Annotated in this window: 15 protein-coding genes; 10 read left to right on the plus strand and 5 right to left on the minus strand. The window is 40.8% G+C overall.

Features of this window, described 5'->3' with window-relative positions:
* Positions 1–35 precede the first annotated feature (35 nt).
* Both CXF88_RS19035 and pssA read right to left on the minus strand, forming a co-directional pair.
* Positions 36–839, minus strand: coding sequence for a DTW domain-containing protein (locus CXF88_RS19035; protein WP_101088366.1), 804 nt, complete (start codon positions 837–839; stop codon positions 36–38).
* 71 nt (positions 840–910) lie between these two features.
* Positions 911–2,251, minus strand: a complete 1,341-nt coding sequence (pssA, locus tag CXF88_RS19040) for a CDP-diacylglycerol--serine O-phosphatidyltransferase (protein ID WP_101088367.1) — start codon at positions 2,249–2,251, stop codon at positions 911–913.
* A gap of 624 nt (positions 2,252–2,875) precedes the next feature.
* Between pssA and dacB the strand changes: the two genes are divergently transcribed.
* The 4 genes from dacB (at position 2,876) to katG (ending at position 10,607) form a co-directional block, all read left to right on the plus strand.
* Positions 2,876–4,540 carry a D-alanyl-D-alanine carboxypeptidase/D-alanyl-D-alanine-endopeptidase gene (gene dacB, locus CXF88_RS19045; protein ID WP_101088368.1) on the plus strand — a complete coding sequence of 555 codons (1,665 nt, stop codon included), beginning with the start codon at positions 2,876–2,878 and terminating at the stop codon, positions 4,538–4,540.
* A gap of 285 nt (positions 4,541–4,825) precedes the next feature.
* Positions 4,826–6,238 carry a nicotinate-nucleotide adenylyltransferase gene (locus tag CXF88_RS19050; protein ID WP_101088369.1) on the plus strand — a complete coding sequence of 471 codons (1,413 nt, stop codon included), beginning with the start codon at positions 4,826–4,828 and terminating at the stop codon, positions 6,236–6,238.
* A 391-nt stretch (positions 6,239–6,629) separates the two neighbouring features.
* Positions 6,630–8,177 (plus strand): EAL domain-containing protein, encoded by a 1,548-nt coding sequence (locus CXF88_RS19055; RefSeq protein ID WP_101088370.1) that lies wholly within the window; start codon positions 6,630–6,632, stop codon positions 8,175–8,177.
* A gap of 243 nt (positions 8,178–8,420) precedes the next feature.
* Positions 8,421–10,607, plus strand: a complete 2,187-nt coding sequence (gene katG / locus CXF88_RS19060; RefSeq protein WP_101088371.1) for a catalase/peroxidase HPI — start codon at positions 8,421–8,423, stop codon at positions 10,605–10,607.
* Positions 10,608–10,724: 117 nt separating this feature from the next.
* On the opposite strand, the gene CXF88_RS19065 is transcribed toward katG, so the two are convergent.
* The 3 genes from CXF88_RS19065 to seqA form a co-directional block, all read right to left on the minus strand.
* Complete coding sequence (locus tag CXF88_RS19065) at positions 10,725–11,150, minus strand: hypothetical protein (RefSeq protein WP_101088372.1); 426 nt, start codon at positions 11,148–11,150, stop codon at positions 10,725–10,727.
* Positions 11,151–11,289: 139 nt separating this feature from the next.
* Positions 11,290–12,933, minus strand: coding sequence for a phosphoglucomutase (alpha-D-glucose-1,6-bisphosphate-dependent) (pgm, locus tag CXF88_RS19070; RefSeq protein ID WP_101088373.1), 1,644 nt, complete (start codon positions 12,931–12,933; stop codon positions 11,290–11,292).
* 53 nt (positions 12,934–12,986) lie between these two features.
* Positions 12,987–13,613, minus strand: a complete 627-nt coding sequence (gene seqA, locus CXF88_RS19075) for a replication initiation negative regulator SeqA (protein ID WP_101088374.1) — start codon at positions 13,611–13,613, stop codon at positions 12,987–12,989.
* Between the two features lie 299 nt (positions 13,614–13,912).
* On the opposite strand from seqA, the gene CXF88_RS19080 reads away from it, so the two are divergent.
* The 6 genes from CXF88_RS19080 (at position 13,913) to efp (ending at position 17,757) form a co-directional block, all read left to right on the plus strand.
* Positions 13,913–14,686 (plus strand): alpha/beta fold hydrolase, encoded by a 774-nt coding sequence (locus CXF88_RS19080; RefSeq protein ID WP_101088375.1) that lies wholly within the window; start codon positions 13,913–13,915, stop codon positions 14,684–14,686.
* 98 nt (positions 14,687–14,784) lie between these two features.
* Positions 14,785–15,006: a DUF2788 domain-containing protein gene (locus CXF88_RS19085; protein WP_059744892.1), complete on the plus strand. Its 222-nt coding sequence runs from the start codon at positions 14,785–14,787 to the stop codon at positions 15,004–15,006.
* An 8-nt stretch (positions 15,007–15,014) separates the two neighbouring features.
* A complete protein-coding gene (gene ybfE / locus CXF88_RS19090; RefSeq protein ID WP_011637372.1) occupies positions 15,015–15,287 on the plus strand; it encodes a LexA regulated protein in 273 nt (90 codons plus the stop codon).
* A 51-nt stretch (positions 15,288–15,338) separates the two neighbouring features.
* Positions 15,339–15,866 (plus strand): flavodoxin FldA, encoded by a 528-nt coding sequence (gene fldA, locus CXF88_RS19095; RefSeq protein WP_101088376.1) that lies wholly within the window; start codon positions 15,339–15,341, stop codon positions 15,864–15,866.
* 93 nt (positions 15,867–15,959) lie between these two features.
* Positions 15,960–17,147 carry an elongation factor P maturation arginine rhamnosyltransferase EarP gene (gene earP, locus CXF88_RS19100; RefSeq protein WP_101088377.1) on the plus strand — a complete coding sequence of 396 codons (1,188 nt, stop codon included), beginning with the start codon at positions 15,960–15,962 and terminating at the stop codon, positions 17,145–17,147.
* Between the two features lie 49 nt (positions 17,148–17,196).
* On the plus strand, positions 17,197–17,757 hold the full coding sequence (gene efp, locus CXF88_RS19105) for an elongation factor P (RefSeq protein ID WP_011637369.1): 561 nt from the start codon (positions 17,197–17,199) through the stop codon (positions 17,755–17,757).
* The last annotated feature ends 178 nt before the right edge of the window (positions 17,758–17,935 follow it).

Genomic DNA, 17,935 nt, shown 5'->3' on the forward strand with positions numbered 1-17,935 from the left:
TTAACACAATATGCAACCGTTTGGCGCCGATTAAGCTATTTTTTACCGCCCTCATGACTAGCCTGTAATGCATGTTTAAAAGCATCAATAAACTCAGAAATTGGCGTTAAGGTTTCTTTTGCCCGACGGTTACGCCCAAGCAAGGAAGATTCTACGAATAAATCAAACCAAGTCGATAATGCTACACCATTTTGAGGCTCTTGAGCTGCGGTTAATGCCATTGCCGCGACTTCTGCTGTGCCCAGTTGAAAATCATGGCTGCCTTTACGCAGAGCGTAGGTTGCTAAGGTTTCAGGTGCAAATGAAAGCACTGGCATTTGTTGTAAATACGGGCTTTTACGATACATTTTAATGGCTTCACGCCAACTGCCATCAAGCATAACTAACAAAGGTATTTTGGTTATGCCCTGCTCAGTCGTCAACGAAGTGGCCGTTATTTGCTCAACGACGGCTTGATCGTTCTCAATATATTGTTGTGGGAAGACTAAAAATGGTTGATAAGTTGGATTAGACAATAAAGCCAACATTGCAGTATCGGTCTCGGTTCGAGTCCACAAAAACGCATGGGTATCAGGAATTAAGTCGGCAATCAGCCTACCACTATTGGTTGGTTTTAATACTTCATCGTTATACATAATCAACATAAAGCTGGTGTTGGTATTCAAGTATTGACGATGTTTACATGTGCAAAATAATTCACCCAAGAGACACAAATTACATCTAATAAGTTTCTTTCCTCGCGCGCCAAAGGGCTTTGTCGACAAGGAATTTCGATACTCATGCAAACGGTGAACCGCATGAATTGGCGCTTTAGTGGGTTTAGTCGGTAATTCTGACATTCTGCAACTCTAAGATGAAAAAAATTCATCACCAATGCTGGTGATGAACTGATAAACGCATTATGAGGAAATTATAGAATACGGCGTAATAAAAAGTCTGCTTTTAAACGGCGAATTCGATTCATTATTTTCTTCACCGGTTTAGGGTATTTCTGCAAAGTATCGATTTGGCTATAATGAAATAATCGCTCAGTGTGTAGCAAGATATATTGCTGCTCTTGAATAAACGACTCTTTCCAAGATCCTGACTCATCATGCAATAATAAGCCATTTTCTAAATCCAATGCCCACGCTCGTGGGTTTAGGTTCGAACCCGTTATCAGATGCTTTCGATTATCGGCACTGATGCCCTTCAAATGAAAACTGTTAATACCATCTTTCCATAAATGAATATTCAGTTGTCCGTTCTCAATAGCCCATTGCTGGTTTTTGGCAAATTTACGCAGTGATTGCTCGTACATGTACGGCAACGCACCAATCGTTGAAAAATCTTGATCCGGCGGAATGTAGAAGTCATTCGCCGTTTTGTCACCAACGACAATATCTATTTTTTTGCCATCACGCAGATGTCTTGCTAATGCACGAGTTAAAATCGTTGGCGGGTTGAAATAAGGCGTACAAATAAACAACTCTTTAGTTGATTCATCGACTAACTTAACAATAGTGTCATTTAATCCGTTGTTTTTTCTGCCTAAACCGATCAATGGCGTAACACGGTTACCCACTGTGGTAGAGGTATACTGATAACGGGCCTGAGATAGACGATGTTTAAAACTTTTTACATCGTTCTTTTCAGGGTTATCTTCATTGTCTGCCGCTTGACTTAATACACTTACGGCAGGATCGCTAACGATATTCTGCTTTATCATGTCACGCATACTGCGAGCCAGCTCAGGACAATCGATAACATGGTATCTATCGAAACGGTATTTTTCTTGCTGTTGTAAATAAATGTTGTTAATGCTCGCGCCACTGTAAATAACAGTGTCGTCGATGATAAAGCCTTTAAGATGCAGTACACCCATAAATTCGCGAGACTTCACCGGCACACCGACAATATCAAACGGATGCGTTGCTTGGTCCATTAATTGACGATATAAAATATAATTACCACTGTCGCCCTTTTGACCTATTAGGCCTCGGCGTGCACGATGATAATCCACTAACACTTTGATATCTAATTGTGGGTTTTGGTTCTTTGCGTCTAATAACGCCTGCAATACCTCACGGCCAGCTTCATCATCTTCAACATATAATGCTGCGATGTAAATTGAAGATGTTGCCGATGCAATTTTAGTTAGTAAGGCTTGCTTAAAATCTTTTGGCTTAAGCAACCAAGACACAGCATCTGCATTTAGGGCAATACCACCTAGCTTATCCAGCAAGGCATCCTCCTTAAAATGGGTGACCATTACCATAATCAGTAATGGGATCAAATTTAAAAAACATCACAGCGATATATTGTAATTGTAAGTACGCTGTTCAACTGTTTAGCAAGTAATACATGCCATGCTTACAGATAAATTGAGGGAATAAGTGACTTCAGAATAAGTAACGTCAACCTCAATTGATGATGTTTCTTTTAACGCAATATCGATAGTGCTAACGAGATAACCTTTACAATAATAAATATCATTGCTGAATGGTCTATCGTGGTCTGTCTATCCGCTCTAATCAACTTATATCACACCACAATATGCTGCAAAATAGAACTATTGCAGCTCCGAGGCATCTAATTCTAAAGATTAGTGAGCTTGGCGTTCTGTTAAGCTGATAGAAATTACCGACTAACAAGGTGATGAGCAAGATTTTTCTTACTTAGCTGCGGTTTTAGTACGCTTTTTTGTTGATAATTTGCATAATAAAGCGAGATTGCTTGCTAACTAGTCAACTAAAGCGTCAATGATAATGAGTTAAACATTAATTCTAATTATCATAAATGAGGAAATATAACCAAAAAACATCAAATGCATATCAGCTAAGGATATCATCAGCTAACATAACCTATCGTTACTGAACTCTCACAATAGGCTTTTATGAATTCCCTTCTTTTTTGTCTCCCCCAGCCTCGTTTCTTTTATGAACAACCCTCTTTGCGGTTCACTCAAGCCTTATGTCTGCTAGGAGCATTGATTACCACAAGCCTGTTGAATGTTGCAATCGCAGCAGAAACACCCGACCAAGTAGCACCCAGTCAGCCACAAACAATTCATAGTGATAGTACTAACCAGCAACCTGCAGCATTGTATCTTGATAATATGCTCCAGTTACTAAAACCAACACATTCACAGCTCGGCATCACAGTGTGGGACATGACGACTCAACAAACAGTCTTTAAGTACAACAACCAATCGTTAATGCAACCAGCCAGTGTTCAAAAACTGTTAACCGCATTGGCTGCAACTAAACAACTCGGTAAAGACTTTACCTATCAAACCCGTTTAACTACGTTAGCTGAGCAACCTTTGGATAAAAGCCAAATTAATAATGGCATATATTCTGGCGACATTTACATAGAATTTAGTGGCGACCCAACCTTAAAATATCAAGATTTGCGACAGTTACTCGCCTCTTTAAGTCTGCTAGGTATCACTGAACTGACGGGCAATATTGTATTAACCAGTGAGCAAGATAGCCAACTGCAAGCACCTGGCTGGGTATGGGATGATTTAGGGATTTGCTACGCAGCGCCAATATCGCCTTTCATCATTGATAAAAATTGTGTCTATGGTCGATTAGCAACAACTGGCTACAATAAAGTGGCCAACATCACCATGATGGGAAACCGACCCATTGAAATCACCAATGATGCTTATTTTGTCACCCCAATCATCAACCGACCTGTTGCTAAGCCCACAGTGAAGACATTAACCGATGCGGTTGTGCTTCCTGCATATCTAACAGAATCAGTACCACAGTGTCAGTTAACGTTAAGCCGTTTCGATAATAATCGCTATCATCTTAGTGGCTGCCATGTCGGCGCTAAATCATTGCCTTTGGCAATAGCCATTACCGAACCACAACTGTACGCGCAACAGATCGTAGCCAAACAATTGGCTTCTTTAGGCATTGTGCATCAGCAACCCATTACAGCACGAAACATGAATACAGAACCGCAGTTTATGGCTCAAAGACAAGTGATCGCCAGCCACCAATCTGCAGCCTTGCCTAAATTGCTCGAAACCATGTTGCTTAAATCAGATAATTTAATTGCCGACAGTTTATTAAAAAAATTGGGTGAGGTTTATTATCAAGCACCCAGTGATTTTGCCCGAAGTGGCCAAGCATTAAAAACCATTCTGTATTCTATTGGCATCGATTTATCAAATGCAAACATCGCCGATGGCTCTGGTTTGTCGCGTTATAACTTACTCACACCTGAGCACGTATTAAGTGTACTCACCACCCTATACCAACAACCTGAGTACCACTTTTTACTCGAGTTGTTACCAGAATCTGGTGTTAGTGGCACTTTACGCTATAAACGCTATTTCAATAAATCACCGTTGAAAAACCATGTGTTTGCTAAAACAGGCAGTATGTTGGGCATTGCAAACCTAGCTGGCAGAGTGAATGTCAGTAATGGTCATGATTATTTATTTGTTTTATTTGAAAATGGGTTAAGTCCACAGATTAAAAAACAACAAAAAGCGCCTTTTTCGGCGGTGTTTTTGCAAACCATGATGGATGTCCCAAGATAACCAGTACGAGAGATAGCCTGGACTCGAGATAACATCTCCATAGCCACCACATTTTGTTAAAACTGTGGCGGCTATCTTCTGTTTAATCTAAAAATAATGATTCTGGCCATCTGCATCGACGACCTGAGTAAAAATGCCACTATAAACATCAATAAAGTAACAATTAACGTAAAATCATCATTATATCGACACATTTTTCCTTTCAGCACTAGCGCATATTTCAACTTGCTATAACATTGTTAGCCGTAACCTTAAGATATGAATATTTTATCGTGTGGAGATAATATGGATAAGCAAGTCAGTTCGCGTGGCACCAAAGAAAAAGCCCTTCGTTTAAATCTAGACGAAAAAAAGTACGGCACCATTGTTGAAATTGGTGCAGGACAAGAAGTCGCACGTAACTTTTTTGTGGCTGGCGCTGCTGCGGGTACGATAGCGAAAACCATGTCGGCCTACGATATGAAATTTTCAGATGCCATCTATGGTGTCCAAGAAGATGGCCGTTATGTCAGTAAAGCTCGTGTGCTAGCGATGATGGAGCAAGAGTTTGATTTAGTGGTCGATCGTGTTGGAGCCATTCGCTCTAAGTCTTCACGATATTTTACCTATGCAGCTACTGTCTCAGCCAAGAGCTTTAATCGTAAAAACGAATGCCATGCATGGTGCGGGGTGCGTATTCAAATGTACCCTGGTGCTGAGCCGTCTAATATTATTGTCCATGTACGCATGTTTGATGACAGCGCTGAAGCACAACAACAAGCACTGGGTATTTTAGGGGTTAACCTTATTTACGCCAGCTACTATTATTTTGAAGATCCAAAAATGATTATCGATTCGTTAACCGACAGCCTAAAAGCCAATCGGATTGAAATTGATTGTATCGACTTTCAAGGTCCCTACTTTGAAGATGTCGACAATCAAGCCAAGAATATTCATCTTATTCGCAGCTGGAAAACTCGCGCGATTATGTTCAAAGCCGATGGCAGTGTCGCGGTACCTGCCGATATGCTGTACAAAAAGAACGTGTTAACCATTCGTGGTTCATTTAAACCCATTACCAACCTTAATGTCGATATGATTGAGCAAGGCTACAAAGCCTTTTCGACATTAGAAGGGGTAACCGATAAAAATACCGTGTTAATCGCAGAAATATCACTGAATGACTTACACGGTAAAGATGCCAATATGACCGAGAAGGACATTATGGAACGGGTTAAATTGCTTAACTTATTAGGCTATAACGTAATGATTTCTGATTACACCCGCTATTTTTCATTACGTGCTTATTTTCGTCAGTACACCCAATTACAAATTGGCATTGTGGTGGGCATTGTTAACATTAAACAAATTTTTGATGAAGAATATTATCGTGGCATGGAAGGCGGCATTCTTGAAGCTTTTGGTAAGTTATTTCCTGATAATACGCGTTTGTTTGTCTACCCAGAACGGGATGAAAAAGGCGAGCTAAATGACTTAACCAATGTCAGTGTGCCTAATAACTTGCGTTATTTATTTCGCCACGTGCTTGATAACGGCTTTATCACCAGTATTGAATCAAGCAATCTTGATTTGTTTAATATTTTTTCTCGAGAGATTTTACAACAAATTTGTCGCGGTCAAGGGGAATGGGTTAACGCCGTACCCGAAGCCGTCAGTAAAGCCATCATTGAACAAAAATTATTTGGTTACCGCGGCTAATGAATACATATTGATTCTGTATAAGGCAAGATGTCATTGCGCGGTTAGATGTTTGATACCTCAACGTGCAATGACTAAATATGATGAGAATCGTCGTTAAATAATTGATTTCATTTTCTACTTTAAGTACGCAAAAACAACATTAGTACACTAGTATTTAAATGGTTAACCTATCTTGGGTTAGCCATTTACCTAACAGGCACCTTTTTTACGCTATTTAAAATACACTGTCCTTAATAAATCTACACAAACAACACACCTTCACAACTACATTTTACAGCAATCTTTAATAACAGCTCGCTCGTTTTATCGATTATCCTTCCCTTCTTACCACAGGAAATAGCGATTGTTGCAGATATTGGCTTTATCAATGCTTATTTTAGGACTCTGTATGCTGGTCTTTAGTTTAAGAGCAGTAAACAAAATTTGTGTTAAGGACAATAATACTGGCTGGCGAGTGCTTAGAGGATTGATCATCTTTTTCGTGCTGGGCTATACAGGGGTTTTTTATTACCTGTGTAAACAATCTGACTTGGCAATATCAGATGTCATTTTTTGCATCATCATGTTTTCTGGTGGCGGATTTGTTGTGTTGGTCACTCGACTGAGTTTAATGAGTTTGCTTAAAGTCGAAAAATTAGTCATCAATGAGCGCAGTAATGCGCTGCACGATAGCTTAACAGGTCTACCTAATCGACAATATTTAATGAACTCGTTAAGTCATCATGTCGATGTTGGACTGCCATTCAGCCTGTTGCTGATTGATTTAAACCGTTTTAAACAAGTCAATGATGCTTTAGGCCATTATTATGGTGACTTACTCTTAATTGAAGTCGGTAAGAGTGTTTCGGAACACTTACCCGATGATGCAGCGTTATTTAGACTTGGCGGAGACGAATTTGCTGTCATTGTCACTCAAGTAGAATTAGCTCTGGTTCAACACACCATTAACGCTATACACCAGGCGCTTGAAAAGGCATTTTGCATTGAGAGTTATGATTTATTAGTGGGCGCTAGCGTAGGATTATCTCACTATCCCAGCTACGCAAGTGAAATAGGTCAATTGTTACAGCAAGCCGATATTGCTATGTACTCAAGTAAAAAACTAGCCACCTTATATACCACCTATGATCATAGCCTTGAAACCAATGCCGCCGAAAAAGTGAATATCAGTGCTTTATTAAAACGCGCGATTGAACAACAGGAGTTTGAACTCTGGTATCAACCTATCATAAATCTTCGCGACAACAGCCTTTACGGCGTCGAAGCGCTTATTCGCTGGCCTCGTCCAGATGGCAGTTACACACCCCCAAGTGTGTTTATTAATATTGCCGAACAAACTACCCTTATAAACCAAATAACCGGTTGGGTAATGCAACAAGTTGCAAAGGACGTTGAGCATTTTGAATCCTTGGGGTTGTCTTTGTGTATCCACCTCAATTTGTCCGCTAAAGATTTACAAGATCCAACCCTAATCAATAAAAGTGTGTCACTTGTTAACGGCAATCACTCATCGCAGAAGATAATGTTTGAAATAACCGAAAGTGCAATGATGACCAATGTTGCACAAGCTAAGGATGCGATGACACAGATTACCGCTGCGGGGGGAGCATTCAGTATTGATGATTTTGGAACGGGGTTTTCTTCGCTAGAACTACTGCGTGACCTTCCTGTTACCCAAATTAAAATTGATGGTTCATTTATCAACAGTATCCATCATAGCGATGCAGACTTGGCAATAGTAAAATCAGTCATTTTTCTGTCCCAACACTTAAATTGTAATGTTGTAGCAGAAGGCGTAGAGAACAGTGAAACGGCGACATTACTAGCATCACTGGGTTGCGATCTCGCCCAAGGTTACTACTATAGTAAACCTATGCACATGTCATCTTTTGCCCATTATATTCAAGTACAACAATCAATGAGCACCGCAGTCTAGCATCATAGTCTTTAATGACTTGGATCATGACTTACACCAAATTATTGGCCTAATCTCTATCAACATACTGTTCTATTATCGAACGATTTTTAACAGTCAGCATGACTAATCTTATTGATCAATAAAATCGATTAGCCGGACCGAAAAAAGTCGCTTTCATTCGTAGTCACAGTCAGTTAGCCTGTTATAGAAATCCAGTGATGCATAAAATTTATGCTATTTTTAGTGATAAAGGAACCTATCATGGACAAAGCACAACAAACCCAAGGCAAATGCCCAGTAAACCACGGCGGCAATACCACAGTCGCGAGCGACGTTATGGAGTGGTGGCCTAATGCACTTAATCTCGATATTCTTCATCAGCATGACAATAAAACCGATCCAATGGATCCTAACTTCGATTACCGCGAGGCGTTTAAAAGCCTCGACTTGTCTGCGGTAAAACAAGATCTCCACGCACTCATGACTGATAGCAAAGATTGGTGGCCAGCCGACTGGGGCCATTATGGTGGACTGATGATCCGTATGGCTTGGCACTCTGCTGGTACTTATCGTATAGCAGACGGTCGCGGCGGTGCAGGAACTGGTAACCAACGTTTTGCGCCACTCAACAGCTGGCCAGATAACGCCAATTTAGACAAAGCACGTAGATTACTGTGGCCAATTAAAAAGAAATATGGCAATAAGTTGTCTTGGGCTGATTTGATCATTCTCGCTGGCACCATTGCTTATGAATCTATGGGCCTAAAAACCTTTGGGTTTGCTGGCGGCCGAGCTGACATCTGGCATCCAGAGAAAGACATATACTGGGGTTCAGAAAAAGAATGGCTGGCAACAAGCGATACACCCAATAGCCGCTATTCAGGCGAACGAGATCTCGAAAATCCATTAGCCGCCGTAATGATGGGATTAATTTATGTCAATCCTGAAGGTCCTGATGGCAAGCCAGACCCACTGAGAACCGCACAAGACATTCGTGTCACCTTTGAACGCATGGCAATGAATGACGAAGAAACCGTCGCGCTTACTGCTGGTGGTCACACTGTCGGTAAATGTCACGGCAATGGTCGTGCAGAAAAGCTCGAAGCCGCTCCTGAAGGGGCTGAACTCGAAGACCAAGGTTTAGGCTGGTTAAACAAAACAAGCCGCGGTATTGGCCGTGACACGGTAACAAGCGGTATTGAAGGCGCTTGGACAACCAACCCAACTCAGTGGGACAATGGCTACTTTGAGTTATTGCTTAACTACGAGTGGGAACTTAAAAAGAGCCCTGCTGGTGCATGGCAATGGCAGCCTATCGACATCAAAGAAGAGCATAAGCCTGTTGATGTTGAAGATCCATCGATTCGCCTAAGTCCTATCATGACCGACGCTGATATGGCGATGAAGATGGACCCAGAGTATAGAAAAATTTCAGATCGCTTTTATCAAGATCCAGCTTATTTCTCGGATGTGTTTGCTCGTGCTTGGTTTAAGCTTACCCACAGAGATTTGGGTCCTAAAAGTCGTTATTTAGGCACGGATGTACCTGCTGAAGAGTTAATATGGCAAGATCCTGTTCCACAAGTTGATTACAGCTTAACCGAACAAGAAGTTACCGACACTAAAGCTAAGATTCTGGCCAGTGGATTAAGTATTGCTGAACTTGTGGCTACGGCTTGGGACAGTGCCCGCACTTTCCGAGGTTCAGATTTTCGTGGCGGAGCCAACGGTGCACGTATTCGTTTAGCGCCACAAAAAGACTGGCAAGGTAACGAGCCGACAAGGTTACAAAAAGTATTAGCGGTGTTAACCACTATTCAAGCAGGCCTAACTAAGCCGGTCAGTATTGCAGATTTAATTGTGCTTGGAGGATCAGCCGCAGTAGAGCAAGCTGCTCATGCTGCTGGCGTTAAGATATCGGTGCCTTTTGTTGCCGGACGTGGCGATGCAACGCAAGCTCAAACTGATGTTGAGTCTTTTGATGTGTTAGAGCCTCTACACGATGCATTTAGAAACTGGCAAAAGAAAGACTATATCGTTCAGCCAGAAGAAATGATGCTCGACCGTACTCAATTAATGGGGCTAACCGCGCATGAAATGACAGTATTGGTTGGTGGTATGCGAGTATTAGGGACCAACTACGACAACAGTCAACACGGTGTATTTACCGACAATGTTGGCGTGTTATCAAATGACTTTTTTGTCAACTTAACTGATATGTCGTACAACTGGAAGCCGGCAGGTAAAAATCTGTATCACATTGTGGAGCGCAGCACTGATAAAGTGAAATGGACTGCAACTCGTGTTGATTTAGTCTTTGGCTCAAACTCTATTTTACGTTCGTATGCAGAGATTTATGCACAAGACGACGCAAAAGAGAAGTTTGTTAAAGACTTTGTTAAAACGTGGACTAAAGTAATGAATGCAGACAGGTTTGACCTAGCCTAGTGACGACGGTTAGTCATAATGTATAGTTTGTAAAATAATATCGAGGGCGGAATATATTATTCTGCCCTCGAATTATATTTGGTTAAATCGCTCAATACAGGTTAAGTAACCTCAAGATCAATTCATACGCTTTACTTCAAAATCCATTTTCACTTTCACTGGTACTCGCTTAATATTCGATGCCGCTGGCACATACTGCTGTTTTGGCATCTTATTGACTAATGCTTGCGTCATCCAGCCCTCTGGCTGCGAGCTAATAAGCTCTTTGCTGACTTCGTTACCGTTTGAGTCAATCGTAATATAATATTCGCCCTTACCTGCACCTCTTGGTAACCAATCAGGACGTTTGTTTAACATTACAGGTTTAATCTGCTCCAATGACCAATATTGATTGAGTTGAGAATTTTCAATAGTGATTACCTTTGTATTAAACACGGCTTGAGGTACTTGAACGGTTTGAGTTTGAGTTTGAGTTTGAGTTTGAGTTTGGCAACCCGATAAAATAATCACAGGTAAAGAAAGTAGTGACATATATTTATTCATTAATATCTTCCTTGAAATGACTTAACATTAATTATTAACAACGAACAGTTAAGCCATACTGACAAAAAAATCGCATCAATAGAAGCAAAAAAAGCACTGAAAATCAGTGCTTTTTTTTATTAAACAAGTAACAGTTAACTTAACCTTTCAAAGCTTGATCAATCATAGTCTGTGCTTGAGTAATAATGTCATCCAAATGCTGCTGACTAATAAAGCTTTCGGCGTAGATTTTAAACAAGGCTTCAGTACCTGATGGACGCGCAGCAAACCAGCCATTTTCGGTAGTGACTTTAATCCCGCCAATCGCCGCATTATTACCAGGCGCATGACTTAATATTGCTGTAATCGCCTCACCCGCTAATTCTGTGTCGGTAAAGCTGTCACGATTTAACTGTTCAAACTTAGCTTTTTTCTTAAGACTAATTGGGCTATCGATACGAGTGTAAAAACTTTCACCAAATTGATCGGTTAACTCTTTATAGCGTTGTGCAGGTGTTTTGCCTGTTACTGCTAAAATCTCAGCCGCTAGTAATGCTAAAATAAAGCCGTCTTTATCAGTACACCAGGTACTGCCATCACGTTTTAAAAACGCTGCACCAGCACTTTCTTCGCCACCAAATGCAATGGTGCTATTTGCTAAGCCATCAACAAACCATTTAAAGCCCACAGGCACTTCTAAGCATTGTCGACCTAACGCATTACAAACACGATCAATCATTGCACTTGATACTAAGGTTTTACCCACTGCGAGTGACTCAGCCCATTGTGGACGATGAGTCATTAAATAGTCTATCGCCACCGCCAAATAATGGTTAGGGTTCATCAGTCCAAAGCCAGGGCACACAATACCGTGACGGTCATAATCCGGGTCATTACCGACGCACAAATCATAATCTTCGCTGTACGCTAACAAACCTGCCATGGCATAAGGAGACGAGCAATCCATCCGAATTTTGCCGTCTTTATCTAATGGCATAAAGCCAAATGTGGGATCAACTTTATCATTGACTAAGGTAATATCTACACCATAGTGAGCGGCAATTTGCTCCCAGTAGTAAATACCCGATCCACCTAAAGGATCAACACCTATACGAATGTTGGCTTTTTTAATCGCCTCCATATCAATGACTTCAGCAAGAGATTCAACATAAGGTGCAATAAAATCGACTTCATCAATCCAACCCGACTTAACCGCGACACCGTAATTAACTTTTTTAACGCCTGAGAGTTGATTGGCAAGATATTCATTGGCTTTTGTTTCGATGATTTTAGTAATTTCACCTTCAGCAGGACCGCCATGAGGTGGATTGTACTTAATGCCACCATCTTGTGGAGGATTGTGCGAAGGAGTAATAATTAACCCATCGATTAACGCAGCAGGTGCTGACGAATTTGCACGAACAATCGCTTGAGACACCACTGGTGTTGGGGTAAACCCATCATGCTGTTGAATTAGCATTTTAACTTGGTTTGCAGTTAATACTTCGACCACCGACATAAATGCTGCATAAGACAATGCATGGGTGTCAAAACCCACAATCATTGGCCCGCTTATATTGGCGGAATGACGATAATCGACAACTGCTTGGGTGATAGCCCAAATGTGGTTTTGATTGAAACTCGATGAAAACGCACTGCCTCGATGACCCGATGTACCAAATGTCACTTTTTGTTGCACGTCTTCCACATTAGGAATAATGCGATAATAATGACTCATCAATTTAGGAATATTCACTAAATCCGTTTGTAAAGCTTGCTGTCCTGCGCGTTGATGAATGGCCACGAGTGGTCTCCTAGTTAGTAAATAAAAAATGAATCTTCGACAAAACTCAAAGGTTAAATGTGTTCGGCGATGCTCTTCGCTCTTTCACTGTCACAACCTAAATGTTCCAATACCTCTGTTAGAATAGTTTGTTTTTTGGCGGTATTGTTATTGGTGGTGACCCAAAATCCACTTGATGCGATTTCTTTTGGATTAGAAGATTTACTTGACGTTAATAACGCCTGTTTAGAGCGGGCAAAATACAAACGTCCTTTGCCTTGCACATTAAGCACTTTGTCAAAGTCACTACGAGCAGTGGATTCAAGGCTGGATAATAAATGCATAAAACGCCCAACGGCACCTTTCTGCTGACTTAATAAGTGTTGGCTTACAATGGCATCAAAATCAATAGTTGTTGACGTTGCAATGTCTTCGTCTAATGGAACGTGCTGAATGGCACTCTTTTGCTCAGCGATCACTTTTTCAACAGCCGCTTTGGCTTGATCAAAAACCGGATGACGATTTACTGGCGATTGCGACTCTAAACTTGGATGACTAATGTCTGTGGGTAAGCTTATATCGACATTTTCGACTGACAAGTTCAATAAACGACGCAAAATATCGGAAGCGCTTTCGCCGATGCGTTCAGTTTTACTGGCAATAAAGCGATAAAGTTCTTCGTCAATTTCAATGTATTTCATCAGAGTCATCCTTTTTCTATCAGTCTATTACTGTTGCCAAGATTACATTGGCATCAGATTAAGTCGGGATCGCAGATCGAATTAATAATAATGCGATCAAAAAAATATTGCTTCAGTGTAAGCCATGCTTAACCTACTAATAAAGTGACAAAATCATTTAATGGCCTATATTACTCATATTTTTTTGAAAGCAGTTTAAAATATCAGCAACTATGGCAACATGTGTCAGCAAAACTTGATTTGACCGGCTCATTGCAGCAGAATCTTCCGCATTAAATGTCCAATGAGTTTATTGAATTATGCATTATGTATCTTCTGGTCAAGGTGAAGCCGTCCTGCTTATTCATGGGCTGTTTGGTAATCTTGATAATCTAAAAAACCTCGCCAGTGTGCTTGAGCAACAACATCAAGTCATAAGGGTTGATGTACCTAATCATGGCTTAAGCGAGCATTGGGACAACATGGATTACTCTCAACTGGCTGATGCCATGATTGATGTACTCGATGATTTGCAGATTGAACAAGCCCATGTGGTCGGCCATTCTATGGGCGGAAAAATTGCGATGGCAATGGCACTTTTACACCCTGAACGTGTCAAAAGCTTAGTGATTGCAGATATCGCGCCGGTAGCATACAGCCCAAGACATCAAACCGTATTTGCAGGCTTAACCAGTTTAGTATTAAACAGCGATACCACTCGAAAGTCGGCCATAGCACACTTAATCAACGCCGGTATTGATGAGCCGACATCTCAATTCTTACTCAAGAATCTACAACGCACAGACAGCGGCTTTGAGTGGAAAATGAATTTAACTGGGCTAATCGAATCTTACGACCGTATTATAGGTTGGAATTTGCCTTTAACCGATAACGATCATTTTGATAAACCAGCACTATTTATCCGTGGCGGTGAGTCAAATTATGTCACTGCTGAGCATCGTGATGAAATCATGCGTCAATTTCCACATGCCAGTGCAAAAACATTGAACGGTACAGGCCATTGGTTACATGCACAAAAGCCTGAGATCTTTAATCGCATCGTGTCTGAGTTTATTGAACAAAACCAAGGGTAAATTTTTAATATTTACCTTTTTGAACATAGCCGATTGTATCGTGATGTGATATATTCGCGCCCTCTTTTCGCCAGACACTCAATAGCGAAGGTAGAAGTATGTTAAACCAATACATGGAACAAATTGAAGCAGTAGGCTTGAACTTGTTTTTTGCATCGATATTCTTTTTTATCGGCATGGCTATCCATGATGTGCTTAAACAAGGTGAAGTCCCTAAATTTGGTCGATATATTGTTTGGGCAGTGTTATTCCTCGGCTGCGCCGGGTTTATTGCAAAAGGTATCATTCAGATGACCTGGGAAGGCTCTGGGATCGGTTAAAGAGTACAATGGCAAAAGAAACAACAGATAGAACGACTATTGACCTTTTTGCCGCTGAAACTCGCCGTGGGCGTCCGAGAAGTAACCCTCTTTCTCGGGAGCAGCAATTAAAGATCAATAAACGTAACCAAATTCAGCGCGATCGCGCTAACGGTTTAAAGCGAATAGAGTTAAAGGTGTCACAAGATTTGTATGACGCCTTGAACCAACAAGCTTTGAACAGTAACATCAGCCGTAGCCAGTTAATCGAATTTATTCTGCAACAGCAACTCGACAACTGAGACGTTTTTAGAACATCGCACAACGCGAACTAGATATTTAAAGGATAGACAATGGCAACTGTAGGTCTTTTTTTCGGTAGCGACACTGGCAACACCGAAGCTGTAGCCAAAATGATCCAGAAAAAACTGGGTAAAAGCATGCTCGATGTTAAAGACATCGCAAAGAGTACCAAGGAGCAAATTGCTGAATACGATTTGCTTATGTTTGGTATTCCAACATGGTATTACGGCGAAGCACAGTGTGATTGGGATGACTTTTTCCCAGAGCTTGAGCAAATTGACTTTACCGATAAGCTAGTCGCTATTTTTGGTTGTGGTGACCAAGAAGATTATGCTGAATATTTCCTTGATGCGATGGGCATGATACGTGACATCGTTGAAGCTCGAGGCGGTATTATCATTGGTAATTGGCCATCTGAAAGCTACAATTTCGAAGCCTCTAAGGGCATGGCAGACGACAAGCACTTTGTCGGTTTAGGGATTGATGAAGATCGTCAACCTGAGCTAACTGAAGAACGTGTTGACGGCTGGGTGAAGCTAGTTTATGAAGAAATGTGTCTAGCTGAGTTAGAAGACTAACCCACATCATCAGATTAGTTTTGTGATTGAAAGCGGCTTTATTGCCGCTTTTTTATGTCTATAGTTTGGTTTAACGGTTAAGTAACCACCAATATGTCAGTTAATAATTTCAACCCATTATACCCTCATTGGGATATTTTTTGTGTCGTGGTCGATAACTATGGTGACATAGGTGTCACCTGGCGTTTGGCTAAGCAACTGGTGGCTGAATATGATATTCCCATCAATTTATGGGTCGATGACTTACTGAGTTTTTCGCATATATTACCCATGCTAGATCCACATAAATCGAAGCAAATATTCAATGGTGTGAATATATTTCAATGGAATAACCCAATAGATATAGAGTTTATTGCTGGTAATGTCGTTATTGAAGCATTTGCCTGTGAATTACCATCACAAATAAAATCCACAATAAATCAATTACATCAACACCCTCTTTCTCGAGCCCCTACATGGTTAAACCTTGAATATCTCAGTGCTGAAGATTGGGTAGAGGGTTGTCACGGGTTGCCCTCTTCACAGCCTAGTGGGGTTAAAAAGTGGTTCTATTTTCCTGGTTTTACCCCTAAGACAGGCGGGCTTATCTGTGAGCGGGAATTATTTAATCAACGTGACGAATGGCAAGCTGACTCAAAACATAAATTAGCATTGTTCAACAAACTGGGGTTACAGGGAATAGATGCTAAAGACACGGTTATCAGTGTCTTTAGTTATGAAACGCCAGCCTTAGCTGCTTTGTGTGAATTATGGCAAACATCGCCAAGCCCAATTCATGCACTAATCCCTAAAGGACGCAGTTTACATAGCTTAACGAGCATATTGCCCTGTGACATTAAAGATTTGATGCCCGGTCAACAATTTACAATAGGTAACTTAACCCTACATATATTACCCATGACTGATCAAAATGCTTTTGATCGCTTGCTATGGAGCTGTGATTTTAATATTGTGCGGGGTGAAGATTCGTTTTTACGTGCTCAATGGGCTGCAAAACCCTTCATATGGCACATTTATCCTCAAGAAGATGATTATCACTTGGTAAAATTACAAGCTTTTATGCAAATTTACTGCGATAATCTTGCTCCAGAAATTGCTACCACTTGGTCTGAGGTGAATTTGGCCTTCAACCAGGGGAATACAAACGCGGTAGTAATGCACTGGCAACAATTACATTCTGTTAATTTGTCTTTAATGCAACATGCTATTGAATGGCCAATTAACGCGTTAAATGAAGCAGATCTTGCGAGTCGACTAGTTCAATTCGTTAAAAATAGCTAAGATACTGCTCTATAAATAAAAAAAGTCTAAATATATAGGAAATAGTGAAATGAAAACTGCTCATGAAATCCGTCCTGGTAACGTGATCATGTTAGATGGCAGCCCATGGGTTGTTCAGAAGACTGAAACAACTCGTTCTGGCCGTAACGCTGCAATCGTTAAGTTAAAATTAAAGAACGTATTGCTAGATTCTGGCACTGAACAAACCTTCAAAGGTGAAGACAAATTAGACGATATCATTCTAGAACGTCTTGATTGTACTTACTCATACTTCGCTGACCCTATGTATGTATTCATGGATGAAGAATACAACCAGTATGATGTAGAAGCTGACAACTTAGGTGATGCTGCTGACTATATCATTGATGGTATGGAAGACGTTTGCCAAGTCACCTTCTATGAAGGCAAGGCTATTTCTGTTGAATTACCAGTTCACATTGTCCGTGAAGTTATCTACACCGAGCCTTCTGCTCGTGGTGACACTTCAGGCAAAGTAATGAAGCCAGCTACCATTACTGGTGGTGGTACTGTTACCGTTGCTGATTTTGTTAAAGTCGGTGACAAGATTGAAATAGATACTCGTACAGGCGAGTTCAAGAAGCGCGTTTAAACGTCAGTTAATTTGAGTTATTAGTAAAATAGTAATAACACAAGTCAACTCAGCAAAAGCCAGCACTAAGTGCTGGCTTTTTTGTTGTCAAACACTATACACATACTGATTCACAACCTAAAAACAGCATTTAACACTGAAGCGATAGCTAATTTACTGACAGAATCAGCATTTAACA

The sequence above is a fragment of the Shewanella sp. ALD9 genome, assembly GCF_002836315.1.
GTDB lineage: Bacteria > Pseudomonadota > Gammaproteobacteria > Enterobacterales > Shewanellaceae > Shewanella.

Excerpts from the sequence above, each read along its gene's own strand:
- CXF88_RS19035 (WP_101088366.1), bottom strand. The coding sequence starts at position 839 with ATGTCAGAATTACCGACTAAACCCACTAAAGCGCCAATTCATGCGGTT.
- pssA (WP_101088367.1), bottom strand. The coding sequence starts at position 2,251 with ATGGTCACCCATTTTAAGGAGGATGCCTTGCTGGATAAGCTAGGTGGT.
- dacB (WP_101088368.1), top strand. The coding sequence starts at position 2,876 with ATGAATTCCCTTCTTTTTTGTCTCCCCCAGCCTCGTTTCTTTTATGAA.
- CXF88_RS19050 (WP_101088369.1), top strand. The coding sequence starts at position 4,826 with ATGGATAAGCAAGTCAGTTCGCGTGGCACCAAAGAAAAAGCCCTTCGT.
- CXF88_RS19055 (WP_101088370.1), top strand. The coding sequence starts at position 6,630 with ATGCTGGTCTTTAGTTTAAGAGCAGTAAACAAAATTTGTGTTAAGGAC.
- katG (WP_101088371.1), top strand. The coding sequence starts at position 8,421 with ATGGACAAAGCACAACAAACCCAAGGCAAATGCCCAGTAAACCACGGC.
- CXF88_RS19065 (WP_101088372.1), bottom strand. The coding sequence starts at position 11,150 with ATGAATAAATATATGTCACTACTTTCTTTACCTGTGATTATTTTATCG.
- seqA (WP_101088374.1), bottom strand. The coding sequence starts at position 13,613 with ATGAAATACATTGAAATTGACGAAGAACTTTATCGCTTTATTGCCAGT.
- CXF88_RS19080 (WP_101088375.1), top strand. The coding sequence starts at position 13,913 with ATGCATTATGTATCTTCTGGTCAAGGTGAAGCCGTCCTGCTTATTCAT.
- CXF88_RS19085 (WP_059744892.1), top strand. The coding sequence starts at position 14,785 with ATGTTAAACCAATACATGGAACAAATTGAAGCAGTAGGCTTGAACTTG.
- ybfE (WP_011637372.1), top strand. The coding sequence starts at position 15,015 with ATGGCAAAAGAAACAACAGATAGAACGACTATTGACCTTTTTGCCGCT.
- fldA (WP_101088376.1), top strand. The coding sequence starts at position 15,339 with ATGGCAACTGTAGGTCTTTTTTTCGGTAGCGACACTGGCAACACCGAA.
- earP (WP_101088377.1), top strand. The coding sequence starts at position 15,960 with ATGTCAGTTAATAATTTCAACCCATTATACCCTCATTGGGATATTTTT.
- efp (WP_011637369.1), top strand. The coding sequence starts at position 17,197 with ATGAAAACTGCTCATGAAATCCGTCCTGGTAACGTGATCATGTTAGAT.